Origin of the sequence: Microbacterium sp. SLBN-154, from assembly GCF_006715565.1 — a bacterium.
GTDB lineage: Bacteria > Actinomycetota > Actinomycetes > Actinomycetales > Microbacteriaceae > Microbacterium.
This window is the reverse complement of the sequence record NZ_VFNL01000001.1, coordinates 1,941,584-1,957,620: the sequence shown is the minus strand read 5'-3', so window position 1 is coordinate 1,957,620 and position 16,037 is coordinate 1,941,584. Positions and strand designations below refer to the sequence as shown.

Annotated in this window: 16 protein-coding genes; 7 read left to right on the top strand and 9 right to left on the bottom strand. The window is 69.8% G+C overall.

Features of this window, described 5'->3' with window-relative positions:
* The first annotated feature begins 15 nt into the window (after nt 1–15).
* The 6 genes from FBY40_RS09510 to FBY40_RS09485 all read left to right on the top strand — a co-directional run bounded on the left by FBY40_RS09510 (nt 16) and on the right by FBY40_RS09485 (nt 5,658).
* Nucleotides 16–645: a biotin transporter BioY gene (locus tag FBY40_RS09510; protein WP_141938262.1), complete on the top strand. Its 630-nt coding sequence runs from the start codon at nt 16–18 to the stop codon at nt 643–645.
* 137 nt (nt 646–782) lie between these two features.
* Nucleotides 783–1,799 carry an iron-siderophore ABC transporter substrate-binding protein gene (locus FBY40_RS09505; RefSeq protein ID WP_141938261.1) on the top strand — a complete coding sequence of 339 codons (1,017 nt, stop codon included), beginning with the start codon at nt 783–785 and terminating at the stop codon, nt 1,797–1,799.
* Nucleotides 1,800–1,812: 13 nt separating this feature from the next.
* Nucleotides 1,813–2,859, top strand: a complete 1,047-nt coding sequence (locus tag FBY40_RS09500; RefSeq protein WP_141938259.1) for a FecCD family ABC transporter permease — start codon at nt 1,813–1,815, stop codon at nt 2,857–2,859.
* A complete protein-coding gene (locus tag FBY40_RS09495; RefSeq protein WP_442922860.1) occupies nt 2,856–3,932 on the top strand; it encodes a FecCD family ABC transporter permease in 1,077 nt (358 codons plus the stop codon). Before FBY40_RS09500 ends, FBY40_RS09495 begins: the two co-directional genes overlap by 4 nt.
* The gene (locus FBY40_RS09490; RefSeq protein ID WP_141938257.1) at nt 3,929–4,765 is read left to right on the top strand and encodes an ABC transporter ATP-binding protein; all 837 of its coding nucleotides are present in this window, start codon (nt 3,929–3,931) and stop codon (nt 4,763–4,765) included. The genes FBY40_RS09495 and FBY40_RS09490 overlap by 4 nt, the downstream gene beginning before the upstream one ends.
* Complete coding sequence (locus tag FBY40_RS09485) at nt 4,762–5,658, top strand: siderophore-interacting protein (protein WP_141938255.1); 897 nt, start codon at nt 4,762–4,764, stop codon at nt 5,656–5,658. The genes FBY40_RS09490 and FBY40_RS09485 overlap by 4 nt, the downstream gene beginning before the upstream one ends.
* Nucleotides 5,659–5,680: 22 nt before the next feature.
* Here FBY40_RS09485 and FBY40_RS09480 read toward each other — a convergent pair whose 3' ends face one another.
* Genes FBY40_RS09480 through sufB form a run of 7 tightly spaced genes read right to left on the bottom strand, consistent with a single transcriptional unit; the run spans nt 5,681 to nt 12,281 of the window.
* Nucleotides 5,681–7,069, bottom strand: a complete 1,389-nt coding sequence (locus FBY40_RS09480; RefSeq protein WP_141938254.1) for an MFS transporter — start codon at nt 7,067–7,069, stop codon at nt 5,681–5,683.
* On the bottom strand, nt 7,066–8,217 hold the full coding sequence (locus FBY40_RS09475; protein ID WP_141938252.1) for a MalY/PatB family protein: 1,152 nt from the start codon (nt 8,215–8,217) through the stop codon (nt 7,066–7,068). Before FBY40_RS09475 ends, FBY40_RS09480 begins: the two co-directional genes overlap by 4 nt.
* Nucleotides 8,218–8,224: 7 nt before the next feature.
* Nucleotides 8,225–8,554 carry a metal-sulfur cluster assembly factor gene (locus FBY40_RS09470; RefSeq protein WP_124293088.1) on the bottom strand — a complete coding sequence of 110 codons (330 nt, stop codon included), beginning with the start codon at nt 8,552–8,554 and terminating at the stop codon, nt 8,225–8,227.
* A gap of 24 nt (nt 8,555–8,578) precedes the next feature.
* Complete coding sequence (gene sufC / locus FBY40_RS09465) at nt 8,579–9,349, bottom strand: Fe-S cluster assembly ATPase SufC (RefSeq protein WP_141938250.1); 771 nt, start codon at nt 9,347–9,349, stop codon at nt 8,579–8,581.
* A complete protein-coding gene (locus FBY40_RS09460) occupies nt 9,349–9,675 on the bottom strand; it encodes a non-heme iron oxygenase ferredoxin subunit (RefSeq protein ID WP_141938248.1) in 327 nt (108 codons plus the stop codon). The genes sufC and FBY40_RS09460 overlap by 1 nt, the downstream gene beginning before the upstream one ends.
* Nucleotides 9,672–10,862: a Fe-S cluster assembly protein SufD gene (gene sufD / locus FBY40_RS09455; RefSeq protein ID WP_141938246.1), complete on the bottom strand. Its 1,191-nt coding sequence runs from the start codon at nt 10,860–10,862 to the stop codon at nt 9,672–9,674. The genes FBY40_RS09460 and sufD overlap by 4 nt, the downstream gene beginning before the upstream one ends.
* The gene (gene sufB, locus FBY40_RS09450; RefSeq protein WP_124293084.1) at nt 10,863–12,281 is read right to left on the bottom strand and encodes a Fe-S cluster assembly protein SufB; all 1,419 of its coding nucleotides are present in this window, start codon (nt 12,279–12,281) and stop codon (nt 10,863–10,865) included.
* A 291-nt stretch (nt 12,282–12,572) separates the two neighbouring features.
* Here sufB and FBY40_RS09445 point away from each other — a divergent pair, with 291 nt between their 5' ends.
* Nucleotides 12,573–13,670, top strand: coding sequence for a COX15/CtaA family protein (locus FBY40_RS09445; RefSeq protein WP_141938244.1), 1,098 nt, complete (start codon nt 12,573–12,575; stop codon nt 13,668–13,670).
* A gap of 159 nt (nt 13,671–13,829) precedes the next feature.
* Here FBY40_RS09445 and FBY40_RS09440 read toward each other — a convergent pair whose 3' ends face one another.
* Complete coding sequence (locus FBY40_RS09440; protein ID WP_235014747.1) at nt 13,830–14,684, bottom strand: type IV toxin-antitoxin system AbiEi family antitoxin domain-containing protein; 855 nt, start codon at nt 14,682–14,684, stop codon at nt 13,830–13,832.
* A 204-nt stretch (nt 14,685–14,888) separates the two neighbouring features.
* Complete coding sequence (locus FBY40_RS09435; RefSeq protein ID WP_141938242.1) at nt 14,889–15,815, bottom strand: heme o synthase; 927 nt, start codon at nt 15,813–15,815, stop codon at nt 14,889–14,891.
* Nucleotides 15,816–16,037 lie beyond the last annotated feature (222 nt).

The following is a 16,037-nucleotide window of genomic DNA, read 5'->3' as shown; positions in this document are numbered from 1 at the left end:
TTCTAGGCTGAGCGCATGTCATCGATCGCCGTCGCTCCCCGCCCTCGTCGCGTCCTCGCAGACGTCGTGGCGCGCCCCTCGTCCCGCACCCGCGCCTTCGCCGTCGACGCCGCCCTGGTGTCCGCCGGCGCACTGTTCGTCGCCGTACTGGCGCAGGTGTCGATTCCGCTGTGGCCCGTGCCCATCACCGGACAGACGCTCGGTGTGATCGTGGTCGGCGCCGCCCTCGGAGCCCGCCGCGGCGCCGCGAGCCTCACCGTCTACCTGCTCGCCGGACTCGCAGGCCTGCCCGTCTTCGCCGACTTCACCGGGACGATCGCGGCGGTGGCCAAGCCGAGCTTCGGGTTCATCATCGGCTTCATCGCCGCTGCGGCCGTCGCGGGGTGGTTCGCCGAGCGCGCCTGGGACCGACGGCCCGTCCTGGCGTTCCTCGGCTTCGTCGCGGCGAGCGCGATCCCGTTCCTCTTCGGCATCCCCTACATGGCCCTCATCCTCAACGCCGTCCTCGGAATGGAACTGACCTTCTGGCAGGTTCTCGAAGCGGGCCTGTTCCCCTTCATCGTCGGAGGCATCATCAAGGCGGCGATCGCGGCCGCACTCATCCCTGGCGCATGGGCGCTCGTCCGCAGGCTGGATCGTCGCTGACGCCATCCGATCTCTCGACATCGAGCGAAACCCCGGCCCGGCGGCCGGGGTTTCGTCATCGGAACGGGCGCTGCACACCGCCTCAGGTAAAGTAAGGCTGTCCTAATCTCCTGGAGGCTTTCTTGACTCACTCCCGCATGGCTGCAGCGCTGGGCGCCGGCCTCGTCGTCACACTCTCGCTCGCCGGCTGTGCCGGTTCGGCCGCCACCGGCACCACCGTCGACGCGGCCACCTCGGCTGAGGGCCCCTTCCCGGTGACCATCACCCACGCCTTCGGCGAGACGACGATCAGCGACGAGCCCGAGCGCATCGCGACCGTCGCGTGGGGCAATCACGAGGTGCCGCTCGCACTGGGCATCGTTCCGGTCGGGATGAGCAAGGCCACCTGGGGCGATGACGACGGCGACGGTGTGCTGCCCTGGGTCGAGGACGAGCTCGACGCACTCGGCGCCGAGACACCTGTGCTGTTCGACGAGACCGACGGCATCGACTTCGAAGCCGTCGCCGACACTCAGCCCGACGTGATCCTCGCGGCCTATTCGGGCCTGACGCAGGAGGACTACGACACCCTGTCGAAGATCGCCCCCGTGGTCGCCTATCCCGAGGTGGCCTGGGGCACCTCCTACGAGGAGATGATCGAGCTGAACTCGACCGCGCTCGGACGCGCGGAGGAGGGCATCGCCCTCATCGACGACCTGCACGCCCGGGTGGACGAGGCGCTGGCCGCCCACTCCGACCTCGCCGAGGCGCAGGTGCTGTTCTCCTACCTCGACCCGGCCGACTTCAGTCAGATCGGGTTCTACACGGCGCTGGACACCCGGCCGGGGTTCCTCGCGTCGCTCGGGATGCCGCTGCCGACCACCGTCGAGGAGATGTCGGCCGACACCGAGGAGTTCTTCCTCAGCGTCAGTGCCGAGGAAGCGGATCGCTTCGACGACGTCGACATCTTCGTCACCTACGGCGATGCCGACGGCGAGCTCGTGTCGCAGCTGCAGGCCGACCCGCTGCTGTCGCAGATCCCGGCGATCGCGAACGGCAACATCGCGGTCCTCGAGAACAGCACGCCCCTCGCTGCCTCGGCGAACCCCTCGCCGCTCTCGATCGGCTGGGGCATCGATGAATACTTCACCCTCCTCTCCGACGCGCTGAACTGACGCCGCCCGAATCGTGACGACGACGCTCGCACCCGCATCGCGATCGGATGCCGCCGCAGCGCGGCGTCCGGTCGCGGTGCGATGGGCGTGGCTGGGCGCGTCCATCGCCCTGCTGCTGGTGCTGTGCGCCGCGTCGATCGCGTTCGGCGCTCGGAACATCAGCGTGTCGGAGCTCCTGGCCGCCCTCTCGGGCAGCACCGAGACCGTCGGTGAGGCGGTCGTGGGCGCGCGCGTCCCCCGGACCCTGCTCGCCGTCGTCGTCGGCGCCGCGCTCGCGCTCGCAGGAACGACCATGCAGGCCGTCACCCGGAATCCCCTCGCCGATCCGGGGATCCTCGGCGTCTCCGGCGGAGCGGCCCTGGCGGTCGTCATCGGGCTGGCCTTCTTCGGGCTGAGCGACCCCTGGGCCAGCATGGGCCTTGCGATCGCCGGTGCGGGTGCCGCCGCCGTCTTCGTCTACGCCGTCGGCTCGCTCGGCCGCGGCGGCGCGACGCCGCTCAAGCTCGCTCTGGCCGGCGCGGCGGTCTCGGCCGCCTTCGCGTCGCTCGTCAGCGCCATCCTCCTCCCCCGCCTGGACGTCATGGAGAGCTTCCGCTTCTGGCAGATCGGCGGCGTCGGGGGCGCGACCTGGGACCGGCTTTTCGCCGTCATGCCCGTCCTCGCCGTCGGCGCCCTCATCTGCCTCATGACCGCCCGCGGCATGAACTCCCTCGCGCTCGGCGACGACCTCGCCGCCGGACTCGGCGAGAACGTCGGCCGCACCCGTCTGCTGTCCACCGCGGGCGCGGTCATCCTCTGCGGCGCGGCGACGGCGGTCGCGGGCCCGATCGGCTTCGTGGGCCTCGTCATCCCGCACCTGTGCAGGCTGCTGATCGGCACCGACCATCGCTGGCTTCTTCCCCTGTCGGCCGTCATGGGCGCCGCCCTCCTCGTCCTCGCCGACGTCGTCGGGCGAGTCGTCGCGCGTCCCGAGGAGATCGAGGTCGGCATCCTCACCGCCTTTATCGGAGCCCCCTTCTTCATCTGGATCGTCCGTCGACGCCGGGTGCGTGAACTGTGATCGACCTCCGCTACGCACCCGCGGCCCCGTCGACGACCCCGGCGCAGACCACCGCGTCGGCGATCGCACACGGCCGGAGGCGCCGGGCACGCCGCCGCGCCGTCGTCGTCGGGGCGCTGTCGATCGCCATCGCCGGGGTCTTCCTCGCTTCCCTCATGATCGGCAACACCTTCTACGGTCCCGGCGAGGTCATCCGCGTGGTCCTCGGCGAACAGGTCGCCGGGGCGTCCTTCACCGTCGGTGAGCTGCGGCTTCCGCGTGCCGTCCTGGCGTTCATCGCCGGGGTGGCCTTCGGGATGGCCGGGGTCACCTTCCAGTCCCTCCTGCGCAATCCGCTCGCCTCTCCCGACATCATCGGCATCAGCTCCGGAGCCAGCGCGGCAGCCGTCATCGGCATCGTCGTCCTGTCGCTCTCCGAGACGGCCGTCTCGCTGCTGGCCCTGGGCGGGGCGGTCCTGACCGCCCTGGCGATCTGGCTCCTCTCCCACCGCAACGGCTTCGCCGGAACGCGTCTGGTCCTGATCGGCATCGGCGTGGCCGCCATGCTCGACAGTGTCGTCACCTCCGTCCTCTCCCGTGCCGCAGCCTGGGACCTGCAGGTCGCGATGCGGTGGCTCACCGGCAGCCTCAACGGTGCCGACTGGCAGACGGTGTCACCCGTCGTCATCGCCGCGGTCATCCTCATCCCGGTGATGATCGGTCAGTCACGGAACCTGGGCCTGCTGCGCCTGGGAGACGACGCCGCCGCGGGGCTCGGTGTCGCGCTGACGTCGAGCCGCCTCCTCCTCATCGTCGCGGCCGTCGCACTGCTGGCGTTCGCGACAGCGGCCACCGGTCCGATCGCGTTCGTGGCGTTCATGTCGGGGCCCATCGCCGCGCGCCTGTTCGGACCGGCCGGCTCGCTCCTCGTGCCCGCGGGCCTCGTCGGCGCGCTCCTCGTCATGAGCGCCGATCTCCTCGGCCAGTTCGCGTTCGAGAACCGGCTGCCGGTCGGCGTCATCACCGGCATCCTCGGCGCCCCGTACCTCGTCTACCTCCTCATCAGGACGAACCGCTCCGGAGGCTCGCTATGACCATCACGCACCGCCTCGCCGCCGAAGGGCTGACCCTCTCGTTCGGCGAACGCACGATCGTCTCCGGCCTCGACCTCGTGGTCCCGCCCGGGCAGGTCACGGCGATCATCGGTGCGAACGGCTGCGGGAAGTCCACGCTTCTGCGAGCCCTGTCCCGTCTCATCGCGCCCCGCGCGGGTCAGGTGGTCCTCGACGGCACGGCTCTGCACCGTCGGGGCTCCAAAGAGGTCGCGAGGATGCTGGGGCTCCTCCCTCAGAGCCCCGTCGCCCCCGAGGGGATCGCCGTGGCCGACCTCGTCGGCCGGGGCCGCCACCCCCATCAGCGCCCGCTCGCGCGATGGAGCGCCCACGACGACGAGGTCGTCGCGCGGGCACTGGAAGCGACCGGGACCAGCGACCTCGCCGACCGCCCGATCGACGAATTGTCGGGGGGCCAGCGGCAGCGGGTGTGGATCGCGATGGCCCTCGCGCAGGAGACCGACATCCTGCTGCTGGACGAGCCGACCACGTTCCTCGACGTCGCCCACCAGATCGAGGTGCTCGACCTGCTCACGGATCTGAATCGCGACCGCGGCACGACGATCGTGATGGTGCTCCACGACATGAACCTCGCCGCCCGCTACGCCGATCACCTGTTCGCCCTGCGCGACGGCCACGTCGTCGCCGAGGGCCCGCCGCGTGACATCCTCACGCGGGAACTGATCGCCGAGGTCTTCGACCTGGACGCGGTCGTCATCGACGATCCCGTCTCAGGGGCGCCGATCGTCCTCCCCCGCGGCCGCCACCACGCCACCCGCACCGCCGTCCAACCCGTCACGGAGGCTTCCCGATGAGCGCCATGCGCTTCTTCCGCGTGCGCGTCTCGCGCATCACCGAGCTGACCCCGAGCTTCCGTCGGTTCACGTTCGTCGGCGATGACCTCGACCAGTACGGGGATCCGGGCTACGACCAGCGCGTGAAGGTGGTCTTCCCCACAGCGAGCCTGCCGCTCGATGCGATGCCCACCGGCGAGGACTGGTACGCCCGGTGGCGCGCGCAGCCCGACGACGGGCGTCTCCCCTTTCGCACCTACACCACCCGCGCCGTGCGCCACGCCGCGCGGGAGGTCGACATCGACATGGTCGCTCACGAGATCTCCGGTCCGGCGTCGGCGTGGATCGCCGCCGCCGCTGAGGGCGACGAGGTGCTGATCCTCGCCCCGACGACCGCGGACCAGGGCGTGAGTCTCGGAATCGACTTCGTCCCGCCCCGGCACACCGAGAACCTGCTTCTCGCCGGTGACGAGACCGCGGCCCCCGCCATCGCGGTGATCCTGGAGCAGCTGGCCCCCGACGCTCGAGGAGTCGTGGCGGTGGAGGTGCCGCACGAGGGCGATCTGGACTACCTTCCGCGGCATCCCGGCTTCGACTACCTCGTCGCCGCCCGGGGCGACGGGCCTCGGCACGCCCACCTCGTCACGGCGGTCGAGGACGCGGTGCAGCGCCTGGCCCCCGCGGGGCGCGGGGGCGAGATCGAGGAGATCGACATCGACGAGGGAATCCTCTGGGAGGTTCCGCGCACCGCGAAGGGGGGCGCGGCGCTCAAAAGCGCGCCCCTGTACTCCTGGCTGGCGGGTGAGGCGAGCGCGATCAAGGCCCTTCGGCGCCATCTCGTCACCGAGCAGGGTGTGGACCGGCGTGCCGTGGCCTTCATGGGCTACTGGCGGCTGGGCCGCGCCGAGAACTGAGCCGCGTGAGGACGCGACGGTCTCAGGCCCCGGTGCTCGACCGCGCCTCGTGTGCGTGACCGAGGCGGAGCCCCGGAACCAGGGCGGCGACCGCGAGAAGCATGCCGATCGCGAAGACGGTCGGGAACCCGGCATCCGTCCCGGCCAGCAGGGTGAAGACCAGCCCCATGACCGCAATGGATGACGCTGAGCCGACGGCGTCCGAGATCGACAGCGCCGAGGAGTTGAAGCCCTGGTTCTGCGGTGTCGAGTACGCCAGCGTCAGGACCGTCAGTCGCGGGTACATCAGTCCCATTCCGGCGCCCGCGAAGGTCCATCCGGCGATCAGGACCACCGGGGTGAGGCTCAGCAGCGCCGTCGCCACCGCGATGAGGAGTGAGGTGACCAGCAGCGCCGAGCCGATGACGGTGATGCGGGTGTTGCCCAGGCGGTCTCCGACACGGCCCTGCACCTCCGCGGCGCCCGCCCACGCCAACGCGGCCGCCGTGAGGCCCAGACCCGCCCAGGTCGGCGAGAAGCCGTAATCGTCGATGAGCAGGTAGGGGATGTAGATCTCGGCCCCGAACAGCGCTCCCGCGATCAGGCCGCGCATGAGGACCACACTGGGCAGCCCGCGGGCGGCACGCAGCGCGCCGGGGGGCAGGAGCGGACGCGCGGCGAGGGAGATGACGACGACCGAGGCGATGACCGCAAGCCACGCCCACCTGCCGAGTTCACCGGCCAGGCTGAGCCCGAGCGCGCCGACGGCGACGACGAGAGCGCACGCGAGCCGTGGCCCCACCCGCGCGGAGGCCGGTTCGTCGGTGTGAAGCGGAAGACCCTGCAGGCGCGCCACCACGAGCAGATAGGCGACGACGGTGAGTACCGCGACCCCCAGGAACACCCAGCGCCAGTGCAGGAACTCCGCCACGGCACCTGCCAGGAAGGGGCCGATGAGCGAGGGGACGACCCAGGCGGCCGAGAAGGCCGCGAAGACGCGTCCATGCACGATCCCGGGGTACACCCGTGCGACGACGACGTACAGGGCGACCGTCTGCCCGCCGGTTCCCAGACCCTGAACGAGTCGCCCCGCCACCAGAGCAGGCATGCTGGGGGCCAGCCCGGCGATCAGAAGACCGATCACGAACAGCCCGACCGCTGTGCTGAGGGGCGCCAGCACACCGCCCCGGTCGCACCAGGCGCCCGCCGCCACCATGCCGATGACGCTGGTTGCGAGAGTCCCGGCGAAAGCGACCGCGTAGAGGCGGTCGCCGTCGAGGTCGGCACTGACCACCGGCATCACCGTGGTCACCGCAAGCGCCTGGGTCGCTGCGAGGAAGATCAGGGCGACCGCACCGACGGTCACCCAGAGGAACGGCGGACCCCAGACCGACGGGGGTGCGACGTCGACGGACGCGCGGGAGGAGGTCATGCGTGTGCGAGGGCGCCGACGCGCGCCACGGCCTCGCGCAGCACGTCGGGGCCGCAGCCGAAGTTGATCCGCACGTGTCCGCGACCCTCCGCACCGAACTGCGGACCGAAGTGGAACGCGACGCGTGCCTCCCGCAGAATGCGCCGCCCCGGGTCATCCCCCCATCCGTACGCGCTCAGATCGACCCACCCGAGGTATCCCGCTGGTGGAATGCGATAGCGCGCGAGCGGGAGGTGGGCGACGAGGAGCTCGTCGAGCAGCCGGCGATTGACGTCGAGCCGAGCCAGGAGCGCGTCGAGCCATTCGTCGCTGTCGGCGAATGCCGCGATCGCCGCGTGCGCGCCGAAGATACCCGTGCGCCACTCGACCTCGACGGGAAGCGACCGGAGCGTTCCGAAGCGTTCGGGGGTAGCGGCGACCATGATCGCGCACTTCAGACCGGCGAGATTGAACGCCTTGCTGGCACTGACCAGGGCGAACCCGACCGAGGCCGCCGTGTCCGAGACCGCCAGGAACGGCACGAACCCGGCATCGGGTTGCGCCAGAGGAGCGTGGATCTCATCGCTCAGGACGACGGCATCGTGGGCGGCGGCGAGCTCGGCCAGGCGCTCCAGGGTTCGTCGCTGGTGCACGGTCCCGGTGGGATTGTGCGGGTGGCACAGCAGGACCGCCCGGGCACCCGCCGCGAGAGCCGCATCGACACCGGCGAGGTCGATCTCCGGCCCCTCCCGTCCCTCGACGAGAGGGACGGGCGAGACCACGGCGCCGGCCTCGGCCACCGCGTCGAAGAAGGGCGGGTAGACGGGCGGCATGACGACCACCCGGTCGCCCGGGCGGGTCACCTGACGCAGGATCTCGACGACCCCCATCATCACATCGCACGTGGTCCGCATGAGGGCGGGATCCGGATGCCAGCCGAAGCGCCGTCCCGCGAATCCGGCGTACGCTTCGCGGACACCCGATCCCGGCGCGGTATAGCCGGTATCCCCGAGCTCGACCGCGCGGCTCAACCGCGCCGAGATCGCCGGAGCCAGCGCGAAGTCGGTCTCCGCGACGAAGAGCGGCAGCACATCAGCGGGATAGGCCCGCCATTTCGCGCTGGATCGCTCCCGCAGGTCGGCCAGCGGAAGGGCCTCGAGAGGCTGCACCCCTGTGTCAGATCGCGAAGCCGAGCGCGCGCATCATGTCGCGCCCGTCGTCGGTGATCCGCTCGGGACCCCACGGCGGCATCCACACCCAGTTGATGCGGAAGCGCTCGACGACCTCATCCAGCGCCTGAGCGGTCTGCTCCTCGAGGACATCGGTCAGCGGGCACCCTGCCGACGTGAGGGTCATGTGGATGACGAGGGCGTCGTTCTCGTCATCCCACGCGAGATCGTAGATGAGACCCAGGTCGACGACGTTGATCCCCAGTTCGGGGTCCATCACGTCCTTGAGGGCTTCGGTGACCTCGTCGAACTTCTCCGGGCTGAGCGTCGCGGTCATGGCTGCATCCTACGCGGGGTCATCTCAGGCGTCGACCGGCGTCTCATCGCCGATGAAGCGGTCGTAGCCCTCTTCCTCGAGCCGCTCCGCGAGTTCGGGGCCGCCCTCTTCCGCGATGCGGCCGTTGACCATCACGTGGACGAAGTCGGGGCGGATGTAGCGGAGGATGCGGGTGTAGTGCGTGATGAGAAGCACACCGAGATCGGTGTCCTGCTTGGCGCGGTTGACACCCTCGGAGACGATCTTCAGCGCGTCGACGTCGAGACCGGAGTCGGTCTCGTCGAGCACGGCGATCTGCGGCTTGAGCAGCTCGAGCTGCAGGATCTCGTGACGCTTCTTCTCACCGCCGGAGAACCCCTCGTTGACGTTGCGCTGGGCGAACTTCGGATCGATGCGGAGGCTCTTCATGGACGCCTTGACATCCTTCGTCCACGTCCTGATCGCCGGCGCCTCGCCGTCGATCGCGGTCTTGGCGGTGCGCAGGAAGTTGGTCACCGTGACACCGGGGATCTCGACCGGGTACTGCATGGCGAGGAAGAGCCCCGCCCGCGCCCGCTCGTCGACCGACATCTCCAGCACGTCTTCGCCGTCGAGCGTGATCGAGCCGCTCGTGACGGTGTACTTCGGGTGTCCGGCGATCGTGTAGGCCAGCGTCGACTTGCCGGAGCCGTTGGGCCCCATGATCGCGTGGGTCTCGCCGGTTCGGACGGTCAGGGTCACGCCGTTGAGGATCGGGGTGGTCCCGGCGTCGGTCTCGACCGTGACATGGAGGTCGCGGATCTCGAGCACAGTCATCAGATGTCCTTCTTCACATTCGGGTCGATGAGCACGTCGTCGCCGTCGATGGTCACTTCGAAGACCGGGACGGGTTCGTACGCGGGGAGGTTGAGAGGTTTGCCGGTGCGCAGCGAGAACGCCGAGCCGTGGGCCCAGCACTCCAGCGTGTCACCGTCGACGAAGCCCTCGGCGAGGGAGATGTCGCCGTGCGTGCAGGTGTCGCCGATGGCGTGGACCTCGCCGGCGGCGTCGAGGACGACGGCGATGGCCACCCCGTCCACCTCCACACGCAGGGCGGAGTCCTGTTCGAGGTCGCTGAGGGCACAGACGCGGGTCGCGCTCACGCGGCCGCTCCTTCCTCGAGTTCGCGCTCGATGGCCGCGATCAGCTCGTCCTCCAGCGCCGGGATGCCGATGCGCTGGACGATCTCGCCGAGGAAGCCCAGAACGACCAGCCGCCGCGCCTCCGCCTCAGGAATGCCCCGGGCCTGCAGGTAGAACAGCTGCTCGTCGTCGAAGCGCCCGGTGGCGCTGGCGTGACCGGCGCCGGCGATGTCGCCGGTCTCGATCTCGAGGTTGGGGATCGAGTCGGCACGGGCACCGTCGGTGAGGACGAGGTTGCGGTTGGCCTCGTACGAGTCCGTTCCCACGGCGTCGCGACCGATGAGCACGTCGCCGATCCAGACGCTCCGGGCGCTCTCACCCTGGAGGGCGCCCTTGTAGAGCACGTCTCCGACGGTGTGCGGGCCCTTGTGGTGGAGATAGACCTGGCTCTCCAGGTGCTGACCGGAGTCCGAGAACGACACGCCGTAGAGCTGAGCGCGAGACCCTGCCCCTGCCAGCTCGACGGACGGGTTCACCCGGACGACCGAGCCGCCGAGGCTCACCACCACATGCGTGAGCGAGCCGTCGCGCTCGACCCGGGCCTGGTGCGCCGCCGCGTGAACGGCGTCGTCGTCCCAGCGCTGAACCGACACGACCGTGAGGGCGGCGCCGTCACGGACGATGATCTCGACGTTCTGCGCGAGGAGTGCCGGTCCGGCGTGACGCAGCAGCACGGTGCCGCGAGCGTTCGGTTCGGCCTCGATGACGAGGTGGGAGAACGTGGCCGCCGTGTCCGCGACGACGTCGACGACGACGGGTTCGGACAGCTCGGCTCCCGACCGCAGCCGGATGCGTGTCGCCTCGGGCGAGCGGACCCAGGCCAGTGCCGCCGGGTAGTCCTCGGGCGTGAACACCTCGCCACGCGGCGCGGAACCCGGGGCGAGGGCGTCGACCGTCACGCCGACGTGCTCACCGACGGTGATGCCTGCCGGGCGTGCCGCCGCGGCATCCGTCTGCCACAGCGGCGCGAGACGCTCGATCGGGGTGTGCTTCCAGTTGACCTCTCGGCCCGTCGGGGCGCCGAAGTCAGCCGGGTCATAGGACTGCGGACGCTCGGAGCGGGTCTGGATGGGAGCCAGCCCCCACCCCCCGTCGGTGTGCGCTGTGGATCCCGGCACCGCGACGGGTGCCTGCGTGGTGGAGCTCATTCAGCCGACGCTGCCTTCCATGCCCATCTCGATGAGCTTGTTCAGTTCCATCGCGTACTCCATCGGCAGCTCACGGGCGATGGGCTCGATGAACCCGCGGACGATCATGGCCATCGCCTCGTCCTCGGGCAGACCGCGGCTCATGAGGTAGAACAGCTGCTCCTCGCTGACCTTCGACACCGTCGCCTCGTGACCGAGCTGCACGTCGTCGACCCGGATGTCGATCGCCGGGTAGGTGTCGGATCGCGAGATCGTGTCGACCAGCAGCGCATCGCAGCGCACCGTGTTGGCGGAGTGGTGCGCATTGGCGTCCACCCTCACCTCGCCGCGGTAGCCGGCGCGACCGCCGCCCCTCGCGATCGACTTCGACACGATCGACGACTGGGTGTACGGCGCCATGTGGATCATCTTCGCGCCGGCGTCCTGGTGCTGACCGGGACCGGCGAAGGCGACGGAGAGGGTCTCGCCCTTGGCGTGCTCGCCGACCAGGAAGATCGACGGGTACTTCATCGTCACCTTGGAGCCGATGTTGCCGTCGACCCATTCCATCGTGGCGCCCTCGTGGGCGACGGCACGCTTGGTGACGAGGTTGTAGACGTTGTTCGACCAGTTCTGGATCGTCGTGTACCGCACGCGGGCGTTCTTCTTCACGATGATCTCGACCACGGCCGAGTGCAGGGAGTCGCTCTTGTAGATCGGGGCGGTGCAGCCCTCGATGTAGTGGACGTACGACCCCTCGTCGGCGATGATCAGCGTCCGCTCGAACTGCCCCATGTTCTCGGTGTTGATGCGGAAGTACGCCTGGAGGGGGATGTCGACGTGCACGCCCTTGGGGACGTATACGAAGGAGCCTCCCGACCACACCGCGGTGTTGAGAGCCGCGAACTTGTTGTCACCGGCGGGGATCACGGTGCCGAAGTACTCCTCGAAGAACTCGGGGTGCTCCTTCAGCGCGGTGTCGGTGTCCATGAAGATGACACCCTGGCGCTCCAGGTCCTCCTGGATCTGGTGGTAGACGACCTCGGACTCGTACTGCGCCGCGACGCCGGCGACCAGACGCGCCCGCTCGGCCTCGGGGATGCCGAGCCGCTCGTAGGTGTTCTTGATGTCCTCAGGGAGGTCCTCCCAGGACTGCGCCTGCTTCTCGGTGGAGCGCACGAAGTACTTGATGTTGTCGAAGTCGATCTCCGACAGGTCGGCGCCCCACGTGGGCATGGGCTTGCGCCCGAACAGCTGGAACCCCTTCAGACGGTTCTTCAGCATCCATTCGGGTTCGTTCTTCATCGCGGAGATGTCACGCACCACCGCCTCGCTGATGCCACGACGGGCGCTTGCTCCCGCGGCGTCTGTGTCGTGCCATCCGAATTCGTACACCCCCAGGCCTTCGAGCTCCGGGCGATCGATCAGTACATCCGACATCGTCACACTCTCCTCTAGGGGCCCCAACGGATGTCTCCGTTCTGACATTCCCCCTGCCTCGGGGAGAAACGGCAGGGATGCCGCGGGGTCGGCCCGCTCCTGGCGTCGCGCCGGACGCCTAAACTGTTCAGAAGGGGTTGCGCCCGAGGGCGCGCGACCGAACCCCTCGATTCTACAGGTTCCGCCTTCCCCCCGGCCCGCGCCGGGCGCCCGGCGGCATCCGACCCAGGAGGTCCCCGCATGTCCGCGCCCGCGCCCGTGTCGACTCGCCCGCGCCGTGCGCCTGATGGCATGAGTCGTCCTCTCCGCGTCTTCGCGTGGCTGTCCTTCGTCGCCGAGGTCCTCATCATCGGCACCGGCGGGGCCGTGCGGCTGACCGGTTCGGGGCTCGGCTGCCCCACCTGGCCGCGGTGCACCGCCGATTCGATCGTCCCCACGCCCGAGATGGGGATCCACGGCGTGATCGAGTTCGGGAACCGCACGCTCACCGGCGTCGTGGGGATCCTCGCGCTGGCCGTCGTCCTTCTGATCGTGCTGCGAACCGGCGGTCGCCGAGCACTCGCGCCGACCCTGTGGTTCGCTGCCGGCGGAATCGCGGGCGCGGGAGCAGCCCTGGCGCTCGGCATCGCCCTCGACATCCCCGCGGGACCGCTCGCCAACGGCGTCCTGCTCGCCGCGGTGATCGCGGCTGCGATCCGCTCCGTCCGCACGACGTCGACGCGGCAGGACCTCGTGATGTTGGCCTGGGTGGTGCTGATCGGTGTCGTCGCGCAGGCTCTCGTCGGGGGGATCACGGTGCTGACGGGTCTGAACCCGTTCATCGTCGGCTTCCATTACGTCGTCTCCGTCGTCCTCGTGTGCGTCACCGCGGCCTTCCTCGTCCGGATGAACCGCCCCGATCTGCCACGCGAAACCGCCGTCCCCGCGTGGCTGCGCTGGACGACCAGAGCCGCGGTCGCGGCCATGACTGTCACGATCGTCTTCGGCATCCTGACCACCGGGGCCGGCCCGCATTCGGGCGACGCCGACGCCGGCAGGAGCGGGTTCGACGCCGAACTCCTCGAGCACATCCACGCATGGCCCAGCTACGTGCTGTTCGCTCTGACGATCGCCCTCGTCGTCGGCGCATGGCGGCAACGCGACCGCACCCCTCTCCTCGCACGATGGAGCATCATCCTGCTCGGGGCAGAGCTGATCCAGATCGCCGTGGGGCTCTTCCAGGCCCGGAACGGCCTGCCGATCCTCGCAGTGGGCATCCACATGGTCCTCGCCGCGCTCACGGCGGCAGCCATGACCGCGGTGGTGCTTCACCTGACCCGACCGGTGACCGGCGGCGTGCCCGTCGACACGCGTGACGCGTCGGAGGCTCGCGCCGGCGTCGGCGCCTGATCCCGCCTCCCTGCCCCGCCTTCCTGCCCCCGCGCCCTCCCACCCTCGCGGGCGCGTCGCTGTTCGTTCGTCCCACGCTTTCCTCCGTCCCTTCCTCGGCGATTCGCCGAACCTCGGACGCATCGGTCGAGGGTGGCCGCGCGGAGGGAGATCTCCGTGTCAGCGAGCGAGGTGCAGGCCCTGCGCGACCGCATCGAGGATTCGTCGCTGCACGGCGGGCCAGTCTTCGACGATCTCGGCGTAGCCGACGCGAAGGACGTGGTAGCCGAGGAGCATCAGCTCAGCGTCGTGGGCGTTGTCCCGGGCGCGTTGCGCGCCGACGTGGTGACTGCCGTCGATCTGGACGACGAGTCGATCGCCGATGAGGAAGTCGACGGGTTTCCCGGCCAGCCAGACCTGGGGTGTGATGGCGACCGGAAGCCAGCGCAGCCGCACGATGAAGAGCGTCTCCAAGCCCGAGTCTGAGAAGGGGCGGGCGAGGGCCAGCAACTCTCGAGAGGCGGGCGGGAGGGCCATCCGCCCGAGAACCGTCGCATCGATCATCCGCAGTCGAAAGGCCGATTCCCAGATGACGAGCGCCTCCTCGCGGGGGAGGCACGACGCAGCGAGCACGAGAGCATTCGGAAGGGGGTCGACGAGGTCGTCCGGATGCCGCGGCACCGGCGGCCTCGCCCAGTGCACCGTTGCACGATCGGGCCGTGCGCCGGTGGCATGGGGAGCGCACGCCACATGCGCGCGATCCTCCTCGAGCACCCAGAGCCCGTGACGACGGGCGGATGTCACGCAGGCCAGCACGACGCCCCATCGGGCGGCGGCAACCAGTTCCGCGTCGGCGCCGGGCGTAGCGACCCATCCTCGACGGAGGGGAAGCAGCAGACCCGACTCTCGCGCCGTGGCCAGCGTGTGCCGGCTCACCCCTTCTTCGAGAAGCCGTGCGGTCCGCACGACGCCGCCGCGTGCAAGGGATATCCGCTCGATCTGATCGAACTGCCTCGCCGTCTTCGAAGTGATCACGCCACGATCCTCGCTGCCGAGCCGCATCCGCCCGGGCGCCCGCGACGAATCTGGGGAGGACTCGCTGGTGTCAGCGGTTGGGGAGGAGAGGTTCACGCCCTCTCAGACTCGGCGATCGCCCTCCACACGGCCGGAATATCGCGAACGAACCGTGGCACGCTCGATCCCCGCGGCACCGACGCGCGGGAGGAGGCGCGCCGCGCGTCAGAAGGGCAGGAGCGGGTCGACGGCGATCGCGACGAAGAGCAGCGTGAGGTACGAGATCGAGGCGTGGAAGACGCGCATGGGTCGCGGCTCGGTGCCACGAACCGCTCGGTTGTACAGGCGGTGCGACTCGTAGATGAACCAGCCGCCGAACACCACAGCCGACACGGTGTAGACGAGTCCCATCCCGGCGACGGGGATCAGCAGCAGCGAGCACGCCACGGTCGCCCAGGCGTAGAGGATCACCTGCAGCCCGACCTGCGAGCCGGTGCGGGTCGCGCCGAGCATCGGCACGTCGACCTCCGCGTAGTCACCGCGGTACTTCATCGACAGCGGCCAGTAGTGCGGCGGCGTCCACAGGAACACCAGCAGGAACAGCACGAACGGCGTCCACGACAGCGACCCCGTCACCGCGGTCCATCCGATCAGCACCGGGAAGCACCCGGCGATGCCGCCCCAGACGATGTTCTGCTCGGTGCGGCGCTTGAGGATCATCGTGTAGATGACGACGTAGAAGAAGATCGCACCCGCCGACAGGCCGGCGGCGAGCGGATTGGTCGTCACCAGGAGCCAGAGAGTGGATGCCACGGCGAGCGACCAGGCGAACACCAGCGCCCCGCGCGGGGTGACCTCCCCCGTCACCAGGGGACGGTTCTCGGTGCGCTGCATGTGGGCGTCGATGTCGCGGTCGAGGTACATGTTGAACGCCGCGGCCGACCCGGCGCTCAGCGAGCCGCCGATCACGGTCGCGAGGACGAGCCAGAGGTTCGGCAGTCCGTTCTGAGCGAGGATCATCACCGGGACCGTGGTGACCAGCAGCAGCTCGAGGACGCGAGGCTTGGTCAGCGCGATGTACGCACGGATGGTACGACCCGGAGACGGGCGGTGACGCGTGATCGCGCCACCGGCGGCCGTTGAGATGTCCATCGTCCCCCGTTGCGAGCCTCGAGAAAGTCCCCCTCGAGTCTAGGTCATGGCGCGCGGGCTCCGTCCGGCGCGAGGCAGCTGTCGCGAATGTCCGCGGATGTCAACCCCCCGTCGCGGCCTGTCACAGTCGCTCGCTCGGATGTGCCGCTTCGCTATGCTGAAGCCACACGCGCGCCCCGCGCCCAATCCCCTGAACCTCACCGGTCTTCGGCGTGGATTGCC